Raw genomic sequence first — 22761 nt, forward strand, 5'->3', positions numbered from 1 at the left:
TTGGCTTCGAAGAAGACGGTTTCTTCGAAAAGACGGCCTGCATATTGAAATCCTTTGGTTGCTGTTGTGTCCAGTAAGTCCATTAATTGTTTATCATCGAGTGGATTTGTTATGAGTGCTTTTGATAACTCATAGGGCATTTGTGTTATCAAAGTTGCAATGTCATTTTGATAAAGTCCTGTGGTAAGAGCTATTGAAGTAATAATACTTATCCTTAGGAAACGATTTACAAATCCGGAGAGAGGCATATCTATAGCGCCCCGAATGATGAGCCAACCATAGATGATGAAAGCGATTGTGAGACCGATTGAAACAAAGGGTGTAATTGTAGCTATTGTTTTTGAGGAAAGATCCGTGACATATGTTTTTGTTATCTGATCAATTTTAGTGAAAAGTTGCGTGAACACTGTAAAGTCCATGGCAATTCCTCTTTAACGAATTTTCAACTTTTTATATGATTTTTAAGCATTTTTCGTTGATTTTTTTAGGATGGAATTAAATTTCGTAGACCTTTTCAGTTTATGAGAGATAACTGAATATTATGCATTAACTTTTGCTTTTTACGAGCATACAAGAAAAATAATACAACGAAATATTGTTACAAAAAGCTTTATCTAATAAATCTTATGGTAGGCATTTTCGTGTTTTTACTATTTAAAATTTTTATGTTATGTTTGTCCTTCTGCTGTTTGATAAGTGCATGTTCAGCGTTGCGTAAATGTGCGACCATTTGTAGTTTTGCTGTTTCATTTTGTAGCTTAGCGAGCATTCCAATTATATATGCTTGTAACTCAGCAATACTTTTTAGATCTTTTGTTGTCTTGATTTCGTTTAATAGTTCTTCAATTTGCTGAAAACGATTGTTTGCTTCTTCGAAAGTCTTTAAACTTACGGCTTTATCAGTGACGGCTGCATATTGGCTACGCTTGTTGATAAAACTGCTAGATTCATGGACAGAGATAGGAATTTCTTCTTCTTTTAAAATATTTTCAAGTGATGTAGATAGAGCAGAAGTTTTATTTCTATTGTAGAGATTCTCTGGATTTTTGAGAAAAAAACTGCTGTGATCTGTTTGTGTACTTTTAAGGTTTTTAGTATCGAATTTTTGGCTTCCCGTTATAGATTCGCGTATCTTTTTTGTTTCCTCAAGTTGTTTTTTTAGTGTATCGAGAAATTGGGCATCAGATAGAGCTTTCTTTTGTTGTGGAGTTTTTTTAGTCTTTGATGTATTTGAAGATGAACCTCCAAAAAAATTGGGCCATGTCGTTGGAATTGATGCTCCCAAATCTGCCGCTCCAGCGCCCCAAACCCAAGCCATTGCTGGGTTTGGAATCCCTAAAGTTATTACAACTACTATTGAAATGACCTTTTTTTTCATGTTTCCCTCCTGTCATTTTTTGCGTGCTGTAAGAAAATTGGTAACCATATTGCTGGATCATCACCAACTTCCGCGATAATGCTTTCGGCTAACTCTGCATTATCAGGTGTACCTGATAACACCAAGAGCTCATCACTAAAGTCGTGTTCGATGGTCTTTCCATTACGTGTTAGATGAAATTTACCAAGATTTAGTTCTGCTAACGCAGATTGATCACCCTGCTTAATGAGGAATTGGCGACTAAACTCACCAAGTCCTTTAACGAGTTCAAATTCGGTATCTGTTAGTTTAAAGCCTTTTGTATAATCTTCATAGTTTGCTTTGGGGTTGGCTAGAAAAATGTAAGTCGCACACTGTTGAATGAGTGTTTTGGCAATATTACTTTCCAAGGCATCACTAGGCTCTTGTGTTGCATAAACAAAAATACCATTTTGTTTACGGATCGTCTTTTGTTTATTTTTCGCTAAATCTTCAAAGTACGGATCTTGCAAAGGTTTCCAAAACTCATCAAAGATATACATAAATCGCTGTCCGCTAATCATGCCTTCTGTGCGGTAAAGCAAATACATCATCACTGGAGTGCGAGTTTCAACATTATCTAAAAATTCCGTGATATCAAAGCCGTAAATTTGATGTGTTGAGAGATCAAGAGCATCATGGGGATTATCAAATAACCATCCATAATCACCACCTTCACACCATTTTAGTAAGCGAGCATGAACAGATGGATGAGCATTATAGTCACTTAAACGTGGATTTGGTAAAAATTGTATCAGAAAGGACAAACGACGAAGTGATTGGTCAATGTTACTGCTCATAACAGACATAACAGCTTTATTAATTTCTTCCTCGTCGTGATGCGTAACCTCACCACCAGCTTCTGCCAATTTTTTAACAAATTGTTTCAGAAAAATCAGATTTTCTTGTGTAGGTGGGAGTTGGAAAGGATTGAAACCACTTTTCCTGCCTGGCTTGAATGTTAAATATTTTCCACCCATCGCTCGAATGGCAATTTCCATGCCACGATCTTTATCAAAAACAACAGTTGTCGGCTTAAATTTTTGTGCTTGTGCTAACAAAAATCCGAGTAACACGGTTTTACCGGAACCAGATTGTCCGATAAGTGCGGTATTACCAAGTAAACGTTTATCTGTCGAGTCCTCTTCAAGTTTGGAGGCATGAAAATTGAAATAAAGTGGTGTTTTACTGGTTGTTTTAAGAATTGTGACAGCTGGTCCCCATGGGTTGCCAGTGGGTTTTCCTGACATGAAATTATGAAAAGATGAAAATGATAAAAAGTTCAATGATGTAATTGGAGCAGGACGTGGTCTCCATTTCCAATTGCCAGGAAGTTGTGCCCAATAGCCAGCCTCTATCGCCAAGTCTACAGGTTTGGGTAGTAACGCAACGTCTAATAATGCTGCACTCGCTTTGGCCATATGGTCGCGAACTTGTTGAATTGTATCACCATAGATAGTCAATGTGCAGTGATGTTCTCCCATGACAAAATGCCCACTGATAAGCTGGTTTAGTGCTTCGTCAATTTGTTCAATTTGGCTCGTTGCCACATCTCTTGCATCAATAAGATTACGCTGATGCCGTTGTAAATAGTCTTTAGCAGCATGTCGGGAGAGCACCGAAAAGCTCTGCGTCAATACGAACTCGAAGTCACTTTCCAACAAAACATTTAATTGTCCTGGTTTGGTTGTTGCATCATATTCTTTAACTTCCAGCATTCCAAATCGACGCATTCCACTGGTTGTTCGCAGTTCACCAAGAGCACCCCATTTTGAGAAAAAAGGTCGATTGATAGACATGTAGTCAGCAAAACGGTCATGGCAAATTGGCATGGGGTGATATTCACCATTGACAAGCATTCCAAGGAACTCAAGTGCAGAAGAATAAACATGCCCATTTTTTTCATAAGCACCAAGAAGTTCTGCACCGTAACGGTTTAAAGACTGGCCTAAAGTACGATTGATGTCATTGAGTTCTTTTATACATGTGTCTTGTCGCATCTTTTTTTGATCAAGCGTTTCACGTTCATGTTTAGAAAAGAACGACATAATTTTATCCGCTATCGGTTGAAAAATGACAGTCAGATATAAATCATTGACCATCAAATTATAACCAGTAAAACTTTGCCGATATTTTTCATCAAGTTGATAGCAAAACATTTGATCAAATGTTGAATCAGGATATTCATAAACACGGCGGCGCACAATATGCGTCCAAAATGATAAATTGGCCGACGCAAGACCCCGTAGAGTATTGTTAAGCTCTTTTATCCATTGAAAAATATCTTCTTCTGAAGCGCTTTGATGCGAACGCCCGTCAATTTTCCAAATTGACAAATATTCCGCATTTTTAGTAGAAATAATCGTATCTGTAATATGATGTGAATAAGGCAGAAACAGGCTTACAGGTGTCTCTGATGCAAGGCGTTTGCTGCTTTCAACAGCTGTCATGTTTATCTCCTTTTACTATAATCAGAGGGACTATAACTTGATGCGCCCCAAAAACCTTTGTTGCGATTGCGAAACTTAGTATCGATCCATAACCACCAGATACGAAACGCCTTGTCATCGTTTTTAGTAATTTGCACCATAATGAACCATAATGGAGGTGCCATAATCCACAAAAAGATACTTACTGTCATAGCAATAACAGCGACCCCCATAACCATAACGATAAATGGCATCATGGGGACACCCCATATCGTTGGAACACGTGTTGCTCCCTTGAATAGGGGGAATTCTTTTTTTTCTTGCGATTTCATGGAATGTTCTCATCACTGGAGGTGAAATAATATGTGGCTAATATAGAAAGCTGCACCAGCAATAATGATACTGAATGCCCATCGCATAAATGTAGCTCTTGCGATGATGCGAAATATATAAATAAGCAAAAGTAATAAAAGAAGGATAACAGCAACGATAGGAATAATTATACTTAATCCATATTGCATCCCTATGAAAACATCTAAACTCTTTGTTTCCGTCTGAGCGTATGCAGATTGAGTTATTAATAACATAACTGAAGTGATAACAATAGCACTAATTTTACATATTTTTACCTGAAGTGTGTTTAATTGCTTCATATCTTTTATCCCCTTTTAATTAAAATTGCTCTAAATAATATTCCTTTTTTCAGTATGACTACATTATTACTGGCACACACCTATAATCGATGGATGTTAAAAACATTACGTATTATACTGATTCATGAATTACCTTTCAATAGTATTGTAGTAAGTTTTGTTGTAGAGGGCACAACAATAATACTGACTATCTATCGTATAAACGTATTGTGTCGTATTATTTACAATTAATGCTATTATGGTTTAAATAACATTGAAACAAGTTGGGCTGCAGAACCTGCGATGACAACGCCGATTGCCCACCGTACAAATGTGTCTTTTCCGATATAGCGTCCTGCATAACCAATTGCTAAGCACAACAGTATAATAGCAGCAGCAATAGGTATAATTTTTTGAATATCGCTTTGTAAATCTCCTAAAGCGCTCTCTGCATTTGTTAAAATGCTCGCGCTGGCGGCATAAGCAGAACTATCCATGAATAACGCAGTTATAGCAGCAGAAATTGCGATGATTTTGTTGTTACTTTTCGATTTGAGATTAATTAATTTTTGCATATTTCACTCTTATTGAAATCTAGATAATATTTTCATATAAATAAACATATTGTATTTTATAATTTATAATTAACGCCATTATGCTTTAAATAACATTGAAACAAGTTGGGTTGCAGAACCTGCGATGACAACACCGATTGCCCACCTCACAAATGTATCTTTTCCGATGTAGCGTCCTGCATAACCAATTGCTAAGCACAACAGTATAACAGCAGCAGCGATAGGGATAATCACGTTTAAGTCTTTCTGTAAAGCTGTTAGAGCGTCTGATGCTTTTGTTAAAGTTGTTGCTTGGGCTTGTGCATGAGCAGAACTGGATATAAAAAATACGGTTAAAGCTGCAGAAAATGCAGCAGTTTTATTACGAGCTGTTGTGTGAAGAATATTTAATTGTTTCATGTTCTTTATCCTGATTAAGATTAAAACTCCCACAAATGACCCCTCGTTCATGAAGAAACTTAAAAAGATATTTTGGATCAGCCCAAGTTCTTAGTTTTCCTCTTTGTGTAAGTAACGTATATTTATTTGGCTTTCCGGTGATTGGATCGTCGGAAATAAACGTGAAATACCATTCCCTTTCTGAAAGCATCACGACTGTAATTTCACGTGCTGCTTTTTGACTAAATGCTATATCAACGCTGTTTTGTTCTATCATTTTCATTATCTTTGCCCTCAATTAGAAGAGATTTTGTTCAATCTTACTAATTAGAGCTTTAACATTTTCTTATCTACCTTTCATTATAATATCCTATCAAAATTCTGGGGTTTCGTGAAAATATCAGTCGTCACTCTAGCGATCTTCTCGATGAAGAAAAATCTTCAGCTGAAAAAGCATCGCGGGCGCTACTTTCTTTATGTGCAAATGCATCTTCCTCTCCTTTTGAAGAGAGAGGGAGAGAATCTACTTTAGTTGTCTGTTCTGGTTCTTCTTTTTTAAGCTTTACAGGCTCCTGCAAGTCTTCATTTCCTCGTACAGCAGCATTTACTCCAATATATGAAGTAACTTTTTGCATACGGGTGTGGTTTGAGTTTTCTGTATTGTAAAAATTCAGCACAGACTGCAAAGTCGCTTTTTCAAAGATGCACTTTGATGTTGTTTGTTCATAGCAGTAAGTTAAAGCACTTTGTACAGCTGTAAGATTTCTGCAAAAATCAAATGCATCAAAAAGAGAAAACAATTTCACATTTCCAACATCGATTTGCCCTAAAATTATGTTAAAATTATGTTCACTCTGTTCAGCTGTTGCAATTGTTTCCTTAAGCTGAGATGATTGATAGAAGAAGTTATCTTTATCATCTGTTACATAAACATTGTCCCGCGCTTCTTGTTCGGCAGTAACTGAAAATGTTATGGGGGGCGTATTGGATATGTATGCAGCAGCAAAAAATGTAAAATCTGGAACAATCATTAGCAATACACCTTATTATGAAGAATTTTATTGATACAAATGCTAATGCTTTGTGGTGCTTTTTCTCGTTGTCTTTTGATTTTATAAATTTGCAGAATGAGATTGTTTAGCTTAGAATATTCCTTGTGATTATTGCTTTGTTCTCTTTTAAGAATATTTCTAATATATGCGAATATCCAACCAACACGATAAAAGTGTGGAATAAAATAGAGCACATTACGCCAACCAATATTATTGGAATCACGAAAAAAGACGCTGCTTTTTAAAAATAATAATCTTTGATACTGTGTTGAAGCTGCTTGTTTTATATAATTCTCTCGTTGCAAAAATCTTTTCAAAAAAAATTTATACGAAGTAAAAAGCCGTTGTGTATGAGGGGAGATTTTATTGTCATAATGAACTACACTATCATTATACAGAGAGGGCTTGTTCTTTGTTGCGTATTGCCATAACTTATAGAGTGACGATTTATATTTACTTTTGACTACTGATTCATGAGAGTCAGAGAGGTGTGATGGTGTTTGAGCACTGCATTTAGTAGTTCCTGCAATTGAACTGAAAAAAGATGCAGTGGTGGTAATTGATATACCAATAAACAGTTCTTTGTGGCTCAAAGCACATCTCCGTCAAAGTGATATATGTATCGTAATTTTAATTTCGATAATAAATGGGCAAAAATTGTCTATAATTGTGTTTAAAATATGGCAAAAAGAAATTCTTTTTTGCAAGGGGAGTAATTAAGGTGAATGATCTCAAAAATATGAATTTTGATGAGCTACAAGAGATGCGTACACAAATCGATGTGGAATTAAAAAAACGGCAAGCAAAGGAAAAGCAAAATGCGCGACGAAAAATTCTTGAAATTGCTAATGCCCATGGAATTGATATCGCTGATCTTGTGAGCAAAGAGCGCCATTATAGAAATCCCAATAACCAATGGGAATTATGGAATGGGCGTGGACGTAGACCTAAGTGGATTAAAGAGTGGTTGGAGAATGGGTATACACTTGATGAACTCGAAGTAACGTAACACGTGTGCGATATTTACAAGATAAGGGAATACTAAGGAATGTAAATGCAAGAAGTATGCTCTTTTGGGTAATTTGATTGTATAAACATACTGAACAAATATATTAAAGTATTGAGTTACCAAATACAACAATAGGGAGCGTGAACAAATTTATTTAAATGCAAAAGGTCTTATTATTATAATCTGTAAGCATAATGATGATGCCAGATTGGAATATTGTAATTGCTTTTGGCATGTGAGAGAGGGGGGTATTTTACTTCTTTTTATCGTTTCATTAACGTTGCTCTTTTTAGTCTATGTAAATAAAGAGTTTTATTGATTATTTACAAAAATGGTCGAAATGAGAATAATTTATTGCATAGGGATTTTAACTCAATATGTAAAATGATAATTTTATCAATTAATATGTTAATAAATTAGCATACTTATATTTTTGAAATACTGTTCTGTAGAACAAGCCTGATGTTATAGATTTTATTTGGTCTTTTTTCTGTAAGATTATATATGAGGCATTTGCTTTATTTATCGTTCATTGGGATGAGTGAGTGTGTAGAAAAATGGAAAATTTCTATGGCTGTCATGGGTTTTAAATTTATGACATATTTCTGAGCGTTTGTGATTAAAATTCATTATATGAGCGTTTATGAATAATGAATAAAGAGTGTATTTGAAAATAAAAGGATTGGATCATTTCTATTGCGGTTTATCTTCTTTTATGGTGTGAAATAGGGGGGGTATGCAGGTTTACAATTGTGTGTGATGGTATAGAGTGCGGAACACTTTGTTATATATCGGAATATTTTTTCTAAAATTGTGTGGTATTCCACAATAAATTAAAGGGTTTGTCTGAGAAACAGAATGCCCCAAACGGAATGCATTTGTGTTTCCAATTTACGCGCTTTTTTAAAAGAAAAATTTTTCAATGCAACTAAGCTTATTTTATGGCGCTTCTCGTGAATAGTATAACGTAAAAGTCTCTATGAGCATATAAAGTCCATTGTACACCACCATTTTTGCTTCAATAAAAAGTGAGCCTGTGCCATTACACACTTTACTCGCCTCCAATATTGCTAAAGTCCTTAGTTCTCGAGAGGGGGAGACTTTTTATTGCTTTGTTTAATTGTTTTTATTTATACGACACTCTCACTTGTGATGTGCAAGCGAACGATTTTGATTACTTCAATATGAGAGAGATTTGAAATAAGGGTATTTTATGATCTTTGGATTTCTCACTCAGTATGAGAACAAGGAATTTATTATTTATAAAGAAAAGTGTTGTGTGCTAAAATGTCTTGTTTATTTTATTATGCTGTGAAATGGCTCCTTTAAAGGTGTGGTGATATAAGGCAACCTCTTTGAGACATTAAATGTTTTTTTCAGTGTATGGTGAGTATTCTTAAAATGTAGCTTGCTTGTCGAGTCTTATGTGGAGTGAAATGTGAGGGGAGGAAGGCAAGAGAAAATTACTCGACAGGAATCCGGTTTGCAAACAGATTAGATGAGATAGGAATTTTTTGTTCTTTGAAGGAGGGAGGCAAAGGTTATAAAATAGTATGAATTTTTGTTTAAAGTGGGAAGCCGTGTAGAAGACGTGGGGCATTTGGAGTGAGTCCGGCAGCTTCTTGAATGAAGTATTTTTTTATTTTTGGTGCTTGATTAATGATTCCAAGGCCGGTATCGCGGAGCATCCTTAAAAGAAGGTTATCATTAGAAAAGAGTTTATTAAGCCAATCATTGCTTAAAGCCATACGGACAATTTCAAAACGTCTCCAGCTTTGATAGCGCTCTAAAGCTATGAGGGAGCCAATATCAAGACCTAGTCGTGCTGTTTCAATAATCACTTCAGCCAGCGCAGCGCTATCGCGTAATCCTAAATTGAGTCCTTGTCCTGCAATGGGGTGGATGGTATGGGCGGCATCGCCAACAAGAGCAAAACGTGGTTTAATGCATTGACGTGTTAAAGAAAGGCTCAAAGGAAAAGCTTGACGTTCGCCATCCCAAGAGAGTTTACCTAATCGATGGCCAATGCGTCTTTCGAGTTCTGTTTCAAAAATAAGTGCATCAGCTTTGAGATAATATTGCGCAGTTCTATGATCTTCATTCCACACAATAGCGGATCGGTTGCCTTTGAGAGGGAGAAGAGCAAAAGGACCAGCAGGTAAAAAATGTTGAATTGCTTGACCATTATGGGGTTTTTCATGTTCAACTGTGCAGATGATTGCTGTTTGTTTATAGGGATGAGAAAAGTTTTTAAGACCTGCTTTTTGGCGTAATTTCGAATGGGCTCCGTCAGCTGCAATCAGCAATTTTGTTTGCCAAACCTCTTCATTATTTAAAGTGACGGTTGTATGTTGGTCTTCTTGATGAAAATCAATGACACGCGTGTTTGCAATAACAGGGATATTGAGATCTTTGACACGTTTTTTTAAAGTGTTGATGAGTTCTCTATGCTCTACCATAGCAGCAAAGGGTTCACCCGGGTTAATGTCGCCTTCAAAGGTTAAAAGAGTGGGTTTGACAGGATCACTTGTGTTTGTATCTGTGATGATCATTGAATGAATGGGTTGCGCATAGGGTTTTATAGGTTCCCAACATTGTAATTGTTTTAACATACGAATAGAAGCAGCAGCAAGGGCAATGGTTCGTATGTTAGAAGCAGGGGGATCTCCTTGTGGAGCAGCATCAACGATTTTTATTTTCAGATTAGGGGCTGTTTGCTTGAGTGCTATCGCTAAGGTTAAACCGACAGCTGCCCCTCCGGCAATGAGCAGATCACATTGTTTAGTTTTATGAGATTTAATTTTTTTATTGGGTTGTACGTCTTTATTGCGATTAGAACACACAATACTTCTTCCATTGTTTACAGTTTGCTTTCTTTTAAAAAGAATATCTTTTTACATTGCCTAAAATAACTTAACTTTTACTTTTCTCTCTCTCTTTTTATAAAAATGAGGTTCCTTTTTAGTGCCAATCTTATGGTAGATTAATTTTTCAGAGTTTTTCTGCTTAATCATTTATGTGATTCATTTTACAGATTTATCGGATAAGCTTTTTTTTGAATATCATCTTCAATTCTTTTTACACTTGGTTGATAAAAAAGAAAACTAAAAATAAACAAAGATGTCGTGTATTTTTTAAGTTGTGTGAGTTACTTCAGTATACCTGTCCTGAAGGGGGACATTTCGTTAGTATGGTAGATAAAAATAGATAAAAAATTGTGGTCATTCGTGATGGTTAAAACAGTATTCATATTTTGCTGTTATCATGATGTAGCATAAAAAAACATCATCTGTTTAGGAAGGTGCCTATAGGACCCATGTGACATTTTAATACATGAGGTATTTTTTGGTTGATCGTGTGATAAATATTCAGGGAGAGCTTTTTGTGCGCCTTATGAAGGATTTTTTCTTAGGGTGATGGTATATGAATGATATGAAGTGGTTAGAAGGTAGAACGCGCTAGATAAGAAGTCGGATTGTTTACAGGCTATTTGTTTACAAATCGGCACAGAGTTTAAGCCTTATCCTTTTTTAAGAGAGAGAGGGAGTTATAACTCTTTAAAATATGAAAGTTTTGTATTTGGAATTGATAGATGCACCGAAGTTCTTCTCCTTATGATTCATTAGAAGTGCGAAATTCTCAAGGTTCGCGTCTTATTGAGATGTTTTTACGTCAGATAGGGGTATTTATTGGGCTCGGGCTTTTGGGCTTTATTATTTTTTGTGTGTTTGCTTTGGCGACGTGGAATGTTGCGGACCCATCTTTAACCCATGCAAGTACAAATGAGGTTACAAACCTTATGGGGTGGATGGGGGCAGTTTTTTCAGATTTTATTATGCAGTTTTTTGGCTTGGCAAGTCTTTCTGTTTTGTTGCCACCGTTATTTTGGTCTTTTCTCTTGTTGGCGCAAAAGAATATCTACAATTTGACTTTGCGCTTTTTTTTATGGGTGCTATCAACGATTTGGTTTTTAATTGCTTTTGCCCTTATGTCTCCTGTTGCTTCTTTTACTTATTGGCCATTGCCAATGGGATTGGGAGGGGTTTTAGGAGATAAAGTTTTAAGTGTTGTTTCTTCAGTCTTTCCTCTTTTTCTTTCTCCTCCTTACACGGTGTTTTTCAGTGTTGTTTTTATTCTTTTAGGTTTTTTCACCGCTGCTTTTGCTGGCAATGTGATATGGCGGCGTCGAACAAAGAAAAGAAAAGAAAAAAGCATTCCAAAAGACGAAATCATTAATCCAGTCTTTGAGTTGGAAGAAGATACGGAATATGCCGCAGAGGAGGATCGTAAAAATCATGGTTTTTTTGCGACAACTTGTGGCGCTCTTTTGCATCTTTTTTATTTTTTACAAGCGCGTTTTTTTCGTTTATTCAGTTTCAAAAGGCGTTTTCAGAGTAAAGGGCAAGGAAAGCCATTTGATCGGATTGAGCCAACTTTTTTGGGTGAAAAAGTAAAGTATAAGGAAAATCAAAATCAAAATAAAACCTATGTTTCTCCTAGTAAAAATCGAAAGTCTTTAACAGCTTCTTCAAAGGGTGGTTTTGTTCTTCCTCTTGTAGATTATCTTTCGGTTCCACCACCGTCTGTTAGGGATGCAAAACTTTCTCCTGCTGTTTTAAGAGCAAATTCTCAGGAACTTGAAGGGGTTTTGTTAGATTTTGGGGTCAAAGGAAAAATTATAGATGCTTGTCCTGGACCGGTAGTAACTTTGTATGAATTTGAACCGGCTGCAGGCATTAAGTCTTCCCGTATCATTGGTTTGGCAGATGATATTGCACGCTCGATGCGTGCTATTTCAGCGCGTGTTGCGGTGGTTCCAGGACGTAATGTTATTGGAATAGAATTGCCTAATGCAAATCGTGAGATGGTTTATTTACGAGAAATGTTGCAGGCGCAAGAATTTATTGACAGCAAAGCCAAGCTAGGACTTGCTTTGGGTAAGACAATCGGGGGGGAAGCTGTTGTTGCAGATTTAGCAAAAATGCCCCATCTTTTGGTTGCTGGTACAACAGGATCGGGAAAGTCTGTTGCTATCAATACAATGATTTTATCATTGCTTTATCGTATGACACCTGAACAATGTCGTCTCATTATGGTGGACCCGAAAATGCTTGAGCTTTCGGTTTATGATGGCATTCCCCATTTACTAACACCCGTGGTGACAGATCCTAAAAAAGCCGTGATTGCTTTAAAGTGGGCTGTTCGTGAAATGGAAGAGCGCTATAGTAAAATGTCAAAACTAGGCGTTCGTAATATTGATGGGTTTAATGCACGTCTTAGGGAAGCTGCAAGTCAGGGAGAGACAATGGTGCGGACAATTCAAGTTGGATTTGATCATGAGACTGGTGAGCCTCTTTATGAAACGGAAACACTTGATTTTAGTCCTATGCCATATATTGTTGTTATTATTGATGAAATGGCTGATTTGATGATGGTTGCTGGTAAAGATATTGAAGGTGCGGTTCAACGTTTAGCACAAATGGCACGTGCTGCCGGTATCCATGTAATTATGGCGACACAGCGTCCTTCCGTCGATGTTATTACTGGGACGATTAAAGCCAATTTTCCTACACGTATTTCTTTTTCTGTGAGTTCAAAAATCGATAGTCGAACAATTTTAGGCGAACAGGGGGCCGAGCAATTATTGGGACAAGGAGATATGCTCTTTATGATGGGAGGAGGACGTATTCAGCGTGTGCATGGGCCTTTTGTTGCGGATGATGAAGTGGAGCAGGTTGTTGCGCATCTCAAAGCGCAAGCACGACCTGATTATTTAGAAACAATTACGCAAGAAGTTGAAGAGGATGGTGCTGATGTTTCTTTATCTTCTCCTTCAGAAGATGATCCCTATAGTCAAGCTGTTGCTATTGTGCTTCGTGATCGTAAGGCCTCGACCTCTTATATTCAACGCCGTTTAGGCATTGGTTATAACCGTGCTGCGACATTGATTGAGAGGATGGAAGAAGAAGGTATCATTAGTCCAGCAAATCACGCAGGGAAACGAGAAATTTTAGTGCCGGCTGAAGAAGAACGCTTTTGAAAATCTTGATAGTTGTTTTTTATAATACCTTGTAAAACAAGTGTTTATCCTATTGTATCGTAGAAAGTCTGCATTTTCATATACCAGCTCTCAATTTGCGATAGCTCTTTGGTACTTGAGACTTCTTGTAAGGGATTCTTTATCTTATATAACTTTTATCCATACACCAACCTTGCTTCTAACGTGCAAGCAAATGATTTGAATTGATTCAATATGAGAGAGTATGTGATGAGAGAATCTTATTGTATTTGGCGTTATGATTTAAGTTAAAAAGATAAATTATTATAAATCAATATCTTGGTATAAAATAATGTCATTGCGAGTGTAGAGGGGGGTAAAAGCATGTAAGGTTTTGTATTTAAGTGTCTTTTTAAGTGCGCTCTCAATATTTAGGGCAAGGCTGATCTGTCGATTCTTAATATAAATGAATTATATTGGGTGGGAAGTTAAGTGAAATTTGCTAAACTCCAAACTGTTTACAGAGCGGTTCTGGTGAAAATTTTTATTCTTTTGGGTGAGAAGGAAGTCAAAAAAGTATTTTTGATACTTAAAAGAGCTTTCAGGTTTGCGAGTAATATGTTTAGTCCTTAATCCATTATGTCTTGACTATAATTTATGTTGCTTCATAGATTAGGGGTGGAAAAGAATATATTATGCGTTTAGAAAAGCAGGAAATTTGGATGCTTTCGGAAACTTAAACGCAGACTGATTATTTGGAAACGATACCGCAAGAAATAAAGAGGGATGTTTCTTTAGCTTTTTCTTTAGCAGATGATCTCTATTGTCAAGCTGTTGCTATTGTGCTTCGTGATCGTAAGGCTTCAACTTCTTATATTCAATGTCGTTTAGGCATTGGTTATAACCGTGCCGCAACATTGATTGAAAGGATGGAAGAAGAAGGCATCATTAGTCCAGCAAATGATATGGGTAAGTGAAAAGTTTTGGAGACTGTCGAAGAAGAATACTCTTAAAAATCTTTTGATAGTTTTTTCAAACAATATCTTTATCTTATAAAGAAAGGTATTTATTCATCGTTGATTACTTAAGTTATGAATTATAAAGTCAATTAAGTATTGCTTGGGAGCATTTTTTATGAAAACGTCTTTTTTACTGCAAAGAAGAGTCTTTGGGTTGGTGGGAATTATTATCTTTTGGTGTTTTACTTTTCCTGTTTTTTCGCAAGCATCTAATAAAGTGATAAAGGCGCAAAATGTTGTGAATCACTTTGCGGCAATCAAAACAATGACAGGTGATTTTATTCAGTTTAGTCCAAAGGGAAAAATGTCTCAGGGGACATTTTATTTAGAGCGCCCAGGGAAAATTCGTTTCATTTACAAAAAAATACCTTTACAAATTATTGCAGATGGCCAATTTGTGGGTATTAACAATCGGGCTTTGAATACTTGGAACTTTTCACAACTTTCGCAAACGCCAATGAAGTTTTTGTTGGATGATAAAATTGATGTATCTTCTGGGCGCTTGTTGGCATTTCGTGAAGATCCAGGGGCTGTAACGATTGTTCTGCGTGATAAAACGATTGGGGCAGGGCAAATAAGGATGGTTTTTGATTCTAAAGGCTCTGCTTTGCGGCAGTGGACAATTGTTGACCAACAAAATTTGGAAACTACTGTGCAGGTTATGAATGTTCGGACAGACGTCCGGTTCGCTAATGGGATGTTCACGCTTCCTTCGAAAAAATGAAGAAAGAGTGTTACGTTATTTGGATTAAAACAAATGTTCTTTCGTATTGCGACTTGGAATATTAATTCTATTCGTTTGCGTCTTGCACAAGTTTTTCAGTATTTGGAACTCTTTTCCGCAGATATTTTGTGTCTACAGGAAACAAAATGTCCAGATGCTTTATTTCCAGTGGAGGCTTTTGAAGCAGCGGGTTATAAGCATATCGCATTGAGTGGACAAAAATCTTATAACGGGGTGGCTATTGTTTCTCGTTTGCCTTTTAAAAAGGTAGAAAAACGTTTTTTTTGTCAAAACCAAGATTGCCGTTATATCTCAGTTATTGTGGAAGCCCATGGGAGAAGTTTGCGGATTCATAATTTTTATGTTCCTGCTGGGGGAGATATCCCTGATGCTGATGTGAATGAAAAATTTCGTCATAAGCTTGATTTTTTAGAAGAAATGTCCTCCATTCGTGCGGATCAAGGCGATGGTCTTTCTTCTCTTTTGGTGGGAGATTTAAATATTGCTCCTTTGGCAGAGGATGTTTGGTCTCATCAGCAATTGTTGAAGGTTGTAAGCCATACTCCCATTGAAACCGAGCGTTTACAGGATTTGTGTTGTCAAGGTGGATGGGTTGATCTGATGCGGTTGCATATTCCTGTTCCTACCAAGCTTTACACATGGTGGAGTTATCGTGCTCGCGATTGGGCATTTACCGATTATGGGCGGCGGCTTGATCATGTTTGGTCTTCTCAAGATTTAGCCCCTTTTGTTGTAGATCTTTCTATTTTTCGTGATGCGCGCGGATGGGACCGTCCTTCAGATCATATTCCTGTGCAAACTGTATTTGATTTTTCACGTCAAGTTTGAAATAAGAGGTAAATAAAGTATTAATATTAAATAATGATTCTGAAAGAATGCGGAAGACTGGATGTATATCAGAAATCTTAAATGGGGCGCTTCTCGTGGATTATTTTCTAGTGTCTTGTTGTGTTTGCTTTTGTCAGGATGTATGGTTGGTCCTAATTACCAGAAAACATCTTTTCGTGTTCCAGCAGTTTGGGGAGAAAAATCTGCACAGACTGCAGGGCAGCCGGTTGCGCTTGCCGGTTGGTGGCGGCGTTTGAATGATCCTGTTCTAGATGCATTAATGGATTACGCGATTTCTGGAAATAATAATGTCGCTGTTGCCAAAGCTCGGGTACGTGAGGCGCGTGCGGGGTTAGGGCAGGTTGTGGGAACTCTTTTACCAAATGTATCCAATTCAATTTCAGGAACCCGTAGTCGTTCTGGACAGTCTGATGCATTGTTAAACCAGTATAGTAGTGGTTTTGATGCAAGCTGGGAGCTGGATTTTTTTGGTGGGCATAAACGTGCGGTTGAAGCAGCGCGTTATGGCCTTGATGCGGCTGTGGAAGATATGCGCGCTACCATGGTGACATTACTTGGAGATGTGGCAACAAATTATGTGCAAATGCGTGGTTGGCAACAAAAGTTGTTGATTGTGCGGCAAATTGCTGTATCACAACGTAAAACTTATGAACTGATGCGCACTAGATTAAAAGCTGGTGATGTTTCAGAGCTTGATGTTTCAAATGCGCAAGCACAAATGGCAAATACAGAAGCAGATATATCACAGATGGAAGCAAATTTAGCAATGAGCGTTCATCGCCTTTCTGTCTTAACTGGTCGTGTGCCTACGGCATTGAAAGATCTTTTACAAAAAAATGCTAAGCATGCAAAGATTCCACAACCACACTGGCCGATACCAGCAGGAATTCCAGCCGATATTTTGTTAACACGTCCGGATTTACGACGGGCAGAGCGTCAATATGCGCAAGCGACAGCACGGATTGGTCAACGTGAAGCAGATCGTTATCCATCACTTACTTTAACAGGTAATATTTCGACAGCAGCAACGGCAATTGATCAATTATGGAAAAATTCAACGATTGGCTGGTCTTTTGGACCTGGTCTTCGTTTTCCTCTTTTTAATGGAGGTCAGGTCGAGGCTTCTATTGCGGTAGCGCGCGCGCAGCGTGATCAAGCTTTTATTACTTATCGAGCTGCTGTGTTGGAGGCTTTAGAAGATGTAGAAAATGCGCTTGTAAGATTAACGAAGGAACATCAACGCTTAGAAAAGCTAATCGTTGCGAATAAAGCTTCTCTTCATTCCTTAAAACTTTCACGGAGTCTTTTTGAGAATGGAAATACTAGTTTTCTTGAATTGTTAAATGCTGATCGCTCTTATTATTCTGCACAAATGGCGCTTAAAGATAGCCGTGTTTCTTTGGTTACGCAATATATCACGTTGATGAAAGCATTGGGGGGAGGCTGGGATGGCGTTGTTGATGTATCGCGTCCAGAAGTTGTTGATAATGCACCTCGTTCGCGTGCAAAGGTAGGGAAATGAAAAAAAACTTACTCAAAAATTTCATTACAAAACACAAAAAACTTTCCTTCTTTTTAACTGTTATATTTCTCATTTTCTCGTTGTTATGGTTACGTTCTGTTTTTTTTGGAACATCTACTCCAACTTATATAACAGCGGTGGTGAAGCGTGGGGATATTGAGGAAAGTGTTTTAGCTTCAGGTCTTGTACGTCCTTACCGGTTGGTGGCTGTTGGTGCGCGTGCAACAGGGCGTGTGGTGTCAATGCGTGTTTCCCCTGGGAGTGTGGTGAAAGAAGGCGATCTCTTGGCAGAAATTGATCCTACAGATCAGGAAAATGATTTAAAAAGAAAAAAAGCAGCATTATCACATTATTATGCGAGTTTGGTAGAACAAGAAGCCTATTTTTCTCTTGCTCAGAAAAATTTAGAACGTCAGAAAAAAATGATCGAAACACGTGCGGTTTCACGGGCGAATTTCGATGAAGTTGCGACACAGGTGAAAATACGTGAGGCGCAAATTGAACAACTTCGTCAGCAGATTGTGCAAGCACAAATTGATGTGGAGAGTGCAGAGGTTAATTTAGGTTATACACGCATCACTGCCCCTTTAGCGGGAACAGTTTTGGCAACAGTTGTGGAAGAAGGGCAGAATGTGAATGCGGTTCAGTCGGCGCCAACAATTGTTATTTTGGGTGATTTATCAAAGATGACGATCAAGGCGCAAATCTCAGAAGCTGATGTTCTTAAAGTCCGAGCTGGACAACCACTTTATTTTACAGTTTTAGGTAATTCACAGCGTCGTTATGAAGGCGTTTTAGAAAAAGTAGAGCCGGCTCCTGAAGAAATTCGTGCTGATGTGAGTATTAATCCTGGTATGGTGGGTGGTTCTAGTGCTTTAATATCATCGGCTATCTATTACAATGGAATTTTACATGTTGATAATGCGGACAATTTTTTGCGAACCTATATGACTGCTCAAGTTCATATTATCTTAGGGCGCGCGCAGAATGTCTTGTTGGTTCCAAGTGATGCTTTACGCGATGAGACAAGAGAGCGTAAAGCATGGGTTTCTGTTTTGGTGGGGGAAAATAAAGTGGTTACTAAACAGGTGAGCGTTGGGTTGAATAATAAGGTTATGGCAGAGATTATTTCAGGACTTAACGAGGGTGATGTCGTCATCACCAATTCATCTGATGGAGTGATGCCAGAGTCTTCTAACATGCATAGCGAAGACGAGAGTTAAAGTATGAACACAAATCAAGAAGATGCTGTCTTCGTCTTGGAAAATATTGTGCGAAAATTTCCTGCGGGAGAAACGTTTGTTACCGTTTTGCACAACATTAATCTTACCATTAAACGTGGTGAAATGGTGGCAATTGTAGGTTCTTCCGGTTCAGGTAAATCTACTTTGATGAATATTTTAGGCTGTCTTGATCGTCCAACTTCTGGCCGTTATTGGATCTCTGGTAAAGAAACAGCTTCTCTTTCTGCGGATGAGTTGTCCGCTTTGCGACGTAATCATTTTGGCTTTATTTTTCAGCGCTACCATTTGTTGAATGAATTAACAGCTCTTGGTAATGTTGAAATTCCGGCTATTTATGCGGGATGTGCCGTGGAAGCAAGAAAAAAGCGTGCACAGGATCTTTTAACGCGTTTGGGCATGGGTGATCGGATAAATCATCGTCCAAATCAGCTTTCCGGTGGTCAGCAACAACGTGTTTCTATTGCTCGGGCGCTCATGAATAATGCGGAGGTCATTCTTGCAGATGAACCAACTGGTGCATTGGACAAAAAGAGTGGGCAAGAAGTATTGCATATTTTGGATGAACTTCATCAAGAAGGGCGTACTATTATCATTGTAACCCATGATATGCAGGTGGCTGAAAGAGCAGAGCGTATTATCGAAATCAGTGATGGGGAAATTATTGCCGATAAGCGGTCAAGGGTTGCAAAAACAAAAGTTGGTAAAAAATCTCTTCAGGAACAACAAAATCTAAAAGGCCAACAAAAACTGGGCTTTTTTCGTTCTTTTGTTGAGCGATTCCGTGAGGCGTTTGTGATGGCTCTGTTGGCAATGAATGCACATCGCATGCGGACTTTTCTAACAATGCTTGGAGTGATTATCGGTATTGGGGCGATTATTGCTATGGTAGCTTTAGGGAATGGTACACGAGAGAAAATTCTGGAAAATTTTAAAAGTTTGGGCTCTAATACCTTGACAATCTTTCCTGGGAAAAGTTTTTCTGATCCACAAGCAGAAAAAATAACCAGTTTGGTTGAAGCTGATGCAGAAGCCTTGTCTGGATTACCTTATGTTTCTGGTGTAACACCACAGATTTCAGCAAGCTCGAAAGTGCGTTTTGGTGCAGTTGAAGTCAATGCCGTCATTGCGGGGGTGGGAGAACAATTTTTTCAGACACAGGGGCTCAAAGTTTTCAAAGGACAGTTTTTTGATCAAAAAAGTGTACGTGATCGGGCGGTTGATCTCGTGATCGAGAAAGAAGCATTGTCTGTTCTTTTCCCCCATAGCCATGAAAGCCCCCTTGGAAAGGTGGTACATGTGGGGAATGTTCCTGCGCGTATTATTGGTGTTGTTGATTCGCAAAATAATGCAAGTGGAGATATATCAAATACCTTACAGCTTTATTTGCCCTATACAACAGTGCAGACACGTTTTCTTGGCACAACAGAAGTTCGTGCAATTATTGTTAGGATTGCTGATGATATTGATTCACATTTAGCGGAGACCATGGTAAAACGTTTCCTCATTATGCGGCATGGCGGGGAGGATTTTTTTATTAGAAATTCTGAATTTTTCCGTGAACGTGTTATGGAGAGTACAAATATTTTAACACTTTTAATTTCTTCAATTGCAGCTATTTCCCTGATTGTGGGGGGGATTGGGGTGATGAATATTATGTTGGTCACTGTTTCTGAGCGGATCAATGAAATCGGCGTGCGTATGGCAGTGGGTGCACGGCAAAGTGATATTTTACAGCAATTTCTTATTGAAGCGATTTTGGTTTGTGTGATTGGTGGTGGTTTGGGGATCTTGCTTGGGCTTTCTATCGGTGGCTTATTTCTTCTGTTTAAGGCACCTATCCATTTGGTTTATACACTTGAATCGATCATTATGTCTCTTACTTTTTCAACCCTCATTGGGATATGTTTTGGCTTTTCTCCAGCTCGGCAAGCTTCACGGCTTGACCCTGTTGTCGCTCTTTCACGCGATTAGACGTTATCAATTGGGTCATGTTTGTTCGTGATGCTTTCCACTTGGATGAAGCGTTTATAAGCGAAACATGGATGAGAAAAGTTTAGCATTATTGGCTGCTCTATTTTAGAAAACGTTTTGTTTGTTAAGTGGAGCGTACCACTAGAGGTGAGCGTTTTATAGCGCACCACATCATGTGAGATATGGTAGGCATATAAGCCTTCTTGAGGCATTAAATGTTTTGAGAATGCATGATGAATATTTTAAATCTTTCTGTTCGAGTCTTGTGGAAGTAAATCCTATTAAGGAGAAATTAAATAGAACCTGTTAAAATGAGATTGCTTGCAGACTGAATTTTGTTAAAAATTCTCGTCTTTTGAGATGTGAAGAGGAGGACAAATGAAATATACTGCGCGACGATTTTTAAGATTTAACCTAAAAGAGGCGGGGGAAGTGAATAGTATATCTGCTAATAAACAAAAGAACAAAAAAGAAGGTTGATGCCAAAAACAGCTTAAACCTCCATTCTTCCAAAAAAAATGAACTGGTATCGAGATAGCTGAGCAGTTTAAGAGGTTTCGTTTAGTCTTTTTAAGATTTTTGGAAAAGAGGTTATGAGGATTTCTCACTTTTAGTTTTGCAGAGGGTGGTGCAAATTATAGGTGTTTAGGTTTATGCAAATAAATAATGATCATGCTCAGGTTTTAAAATGTGACCTAAGATACAGCCGTTTTCTGTTCCTTTATGCGAGTAACTTAGCTTTCTTTAGAATATTTTGTTTAAGGCATTGCTTTTTTCTGCCTTATTTCATGATTTTGGAGCTGAAGGATAAACAAGCCATTTGAGTTTCTAGGGTAAGGATGCCGTCAGATACTCGGTAGGGGGGGCGCGATCTTAAGAATTAATTCCGTGAGATGCGGGTTTGATTTCATGAGTTTGGTGAGGACAACAAAAAGTTTGAGAGGCGGATAGCTTCTTATTTTGAATGATGTATGAATGAAGAGGGCTTTCATTTATTGAAAAAGAATAAGCTCATATTCAGCAGGTGTGAGATGAAGTAAGAGCATCGTAATACCAAGCTGCAGTTATGCTGCTAAAGAACATAATGGCGCTAGTGATGAGCAATGGTATGTCTAGTTGGTATGGTGTTCTCCCTTCTGCTACAAGTTCGATACAGAGCGCCATTGTGTTGCACATTGACACTCTTGTTTTAAAGAAACCTTTCTCAAGGTATCCAAGCCTATTTTGCGACGCTGTTCATGGTAAATCTATTGAGCACCTCCATCTTTACGCTTATGAAGTAATAAGCCGGCACCATCATTATATTTGCTAGCTCGTGGGTGTTGCGATAGACCTTGCATTAAGACGGTCCATAAGAGCCATTTTTAGTCATTTCTTGTACAGTTTTTCTCCACACACTCATCCCGCTTGTGATGTGCAAGCGGGTGGTTTTGATTGATTCAAGATAAACAGATTTGAAATGAGAGAATCTTACGTTATTCAGAGTTCTAATTCAATATGAATAACGCTATATTATCATTATAAATCAATATATTGTACATATAAAAAAGAATTCTAAAACCACCCGCTATAAAGTATAAGAAGCGAATAATTAGTCTACGGAAGAACAAAAGACAAAGAAATATTTCAAAAATCAAAAATTTGAATATCACGACTAATATTTTGCGTATTATAGTAAAATTATATGCATTATCGCTTGTAAAATGCGCTGTTTTGTGTGTGAAGTTTCTTCCTTGGTGTCTTGTGTGTTCGCAGGTGTCGTATCCATTTTCCCCCTCTCATTCTTAAGCTAAATCTTAAAATTATTGCGCACTTTATTTTGTATTCTTAACAAAAGGCAAAAAATATTTTCAAAATCATCTCGCCTTACCGTTTATTTCCATAGGGATATAGACATCAATAAATGCATCATATGATTTGGGGGATACTCAAAAGGATCAAC

At 37.7% G+C, this 22761-nt stretch carries 18 protein-coding genes and 2 pseudogenes; 8 read left to right on the plus strand and 12 right to left on the minus strand.

Features of this window, described 5'->3' with window-relative positions; genetic code table 11:
* From ACFIJL_RS03175 to ACFIJL_RS03220, 10 genes are all read right to left on the minus strand, one after another.
* On the minus strand, positions 1-419 hold a 419-nt coding region (locus ACFIJL_RS03175), incomplete at its 3' end, for a type IV secretion system protein (protein ID WP_375622479.1).
* 191 nt (positions 420-610) lie between these two features.
* Entirely contained in the window at positions 611-1378 is a 768-nt protein-coding gene (locus tag ACFIJL_RS03180; RefSeq protein ID WP_375622481.1) for a type IV secretion system protein, read from the minus strand.
* Complete coding sequence (locus ACFIJL_RS03185) at positions 1375-3846, minus strand: VirB4 family type IV secretion/conjugal transfer ATPase (protein WP_375622483.1); 2472 nt, start codon at positions 3844-3846, stop codon at positions 1375-1377. The genes ACFIJL_RS03180 and ACFIJL_RS03185 overlap by 4 nt, the downstream gene beginning before the upstream one ends.
* A 2-nt stretch (positions 3847-3848) precedes the next feature.
* The gene (locus ACFIJL_RS03190; protein WP_175869113.1) at positions 3849-4157 is read right to left on the minus strand and encodes a type IV secretion system protein VirB3; all 309 of its coding nucleotides are present in this window, start codon (positions 4155-4157) and stop codon (positions 3849-3851) included.
* 12 nt (positions 4158-4169) lie between these two features.
* A complete protein-coding gene (locus ACFIJL_RS03195) occupies positions 4170-4478 on the minus strand; it encodes a conjugal transfer protein (protein ID WP_375622485.1) in 309 nt (102 codons plus the stop codon).
* Positions 4479-4714: 236 nt separating this feature from the next.
* Positions 4715-5032: a VirB2 family type IV secretion system major pilin TrwL gene (gene trwL, locus ACFIJL_RS03200; RefSeq protein WP_375622487.1), complete on the minus strand. Its 318-nt coding sequence runs from the start codon at positions 5030-5032 to the stop codon at positions 4715-4717.
* 78 nt (positions 5033-5110) lie between these two features.
* Entirely contained in the window at positions 5111-5431 is a 321-nt protein-coding gene (gene trwL / locus ACFIJL_RS03205; RefSeq protein WP_375622489.1) for a VirB2 family type IV secretion system major pilin TrwL, read from the minus strand.
* Positions 5394-5693, minus strand: coding sequence for a KorA family transcriptional regulator (korA, locus tag ACFIJL_RS03210; RefSeq protein ID WP_015857010.1), 300 nt, complete (start codon positions 5691-5693; stop codon positions 5394-5396). The genes trwL (ACFIJL_RS03205) and korA overlap by 38 nt, the downstream gene beginning before the upstream one ends.
* A 124-nt stretch (positions 5694-5817) precedes the next feature.
* Positions 5818-6441: a TrwN protein gene (locus ACFIJL_RS03215; RefSeq protein ID WP_375622492.1), complete on the minus strand. Its 624-nt coding sequence runs from the start codon at positions 6439-6441 to the stop codon at positions 5818-5820.
* Positions 6441-7055, minus strand: coding sequence for a hypothetical protein (locus ACFIJL_RS03220; RefSeq protein WP_375622494.1), 615 nt, complete (start codon positions 7053-7055; stop codon positions 6441-6443). The genes ACFIJL_RS03215 and ACFIJL_RS03220 overlap by 1 nt, the downstream gene beginning before the upstream one ends.
* Positions 7056-7183: 128 nt before the next feature.
* Here ACFIJL_RS03220 and ACFIJL_RS03225 point away from each other — a divergent pair, with 128 nt between their 5' ends.
* A complete protein-coding gene (locus ACFIJL_RS03225; RefSeq protein ID WP_015857007.1) occupies positions 7184-7471 on the plus strand; it encodes an H-NS family nucleoid-associated regulatory protein in 288 nt (95 codons plus the stop codon).
* 1565 nt (positions 7472-9036) lie between these two features.
* Here ACFIJL_RS03225 and ACFIJL_RS03230 read toward each other — a convergent pair.
* Positions 9037-10314 (minus strand): ubiquinone biosynthesis hydroxylase, encoded by a 1278-nt coding sequence (locus ACFIJL_RS03230; protein WP_375622496.1) that lies wholly within the window; start codon positions 10312-10314, stop codon positions 9037-9039.
* A gap of 749 nt (positions 10315-11063) precedes the next feature.
* Here ACFIJL_RS03230 and ACFIJL_RS03235 point away from each other — a divergent pair.
* The 7 genes and pseudogenes from ACFIJL_RS03235 to ACFIJL_RS03265 all read left to right on the plus strand — a co-directional run bounded on the left by ACFIJL_RS03235 (position 11064) and on the right by ACFIJL_RS03265 (position 20819).
* Positions 11064-13511: a DNA translocase FtsK 4TM domain-containing protein gene (locus tag ACFIJL_RS03235; protein WP_375622498.1), complete on the plus strand. Its 2448-nt coding sequence runs from the start codon at positions 11064-11066 to the stop codon at positions 13509-13511.
* 707 nt (positions 13512-14218) lie between these two features.
* Positions 14219-14446, plus strand: a pseudogene (locus ACFIJL_RS03240) (DNA translocase FtsK); the annotation flags it as partial.
* 157 nt (positions 14447-14603) lie between these two features.
* On the plus strand, positions 14604-15212 hold the full coding sequence (locus ACFIJL_RS03245) for an outer membrane lipoprotein carrier protein LolA (RefSeq protein ID WP_375622500.1): 609 nt from the start codon (positions 14604-14606) through the stop codon (positions 15210-15212).
* A 33-nt stretch (positions 15213-15245) separates the two neighbouring features.
* Positions 15246-16061 (plus strand): exodeoxyribonuclease III, encoded by an 816-nt coding sequence (locus ACFIJL_RS03250; protein WP_375622502.1) that lies wholly within the window; start codon positions 15246-15248, stop codon positions 16059-16061.
* A gap of 61 nt (positions 16062-16122) precedes the next feature.
* Positions 16123-17604, plus strand: coding sequence for an efflux transporter outer membrane subunit (locus tag ACFIJL_RS03255; RefSeq protein WP_375622504.1), 1482 nt, complete (start codon positions 16123-16125; stop codon positions 17602-17604).
* A complete protein-coding gene (locus tag ACFIJL_RS03260) occupies positions 17601-18827 on the plus strand; it encodes an efflux RND transporter periplasmic adaptor subunit (protein ID WP_375622506.1) in 1227 nt (408 codons plus the stop codon). Before ACFIJL_RS03255 ends, ACFIJL_RS03260 begins: the two co-directional genes overlap by 4 nt.
* A gap of 3 nt (positions 18828-18830) precedes the next feature.
* Positions 18831-20819 (plus strand): MacB family efflux pump subunit, encoded by a 1989-nt coding sequence (locus ACFIJL_RS03265; protein WP_375622508.1) that lies wholly within the window; start codon positions 18831-18833, stop codon positions 20817-20819.
* A gap of 1151 nt (positions 20820-21970) precedes the next feature.
* Here the strand turns inward: ACFIJL_RS03265 and ACFIJL_RS03270 are convergent.
* Positions 21971-22181: pseudogene (locus ACFIJL_RS03270) on the minus strand (integrase); the annotation flags it as partial.
* Positions 22182-22761 lie beyond the last annotated feature (580 nt).

Origin of the sequence: Bartonella sp. TT119HLJHH, from assembly GCF_042193385.1 — a bacterium.
Taxonomy (GTDB): Bacteria; Pseudomonadota; Alphaproteobacteria; order Rhizobiales; family Rhizobiaceae; genus Bartonella.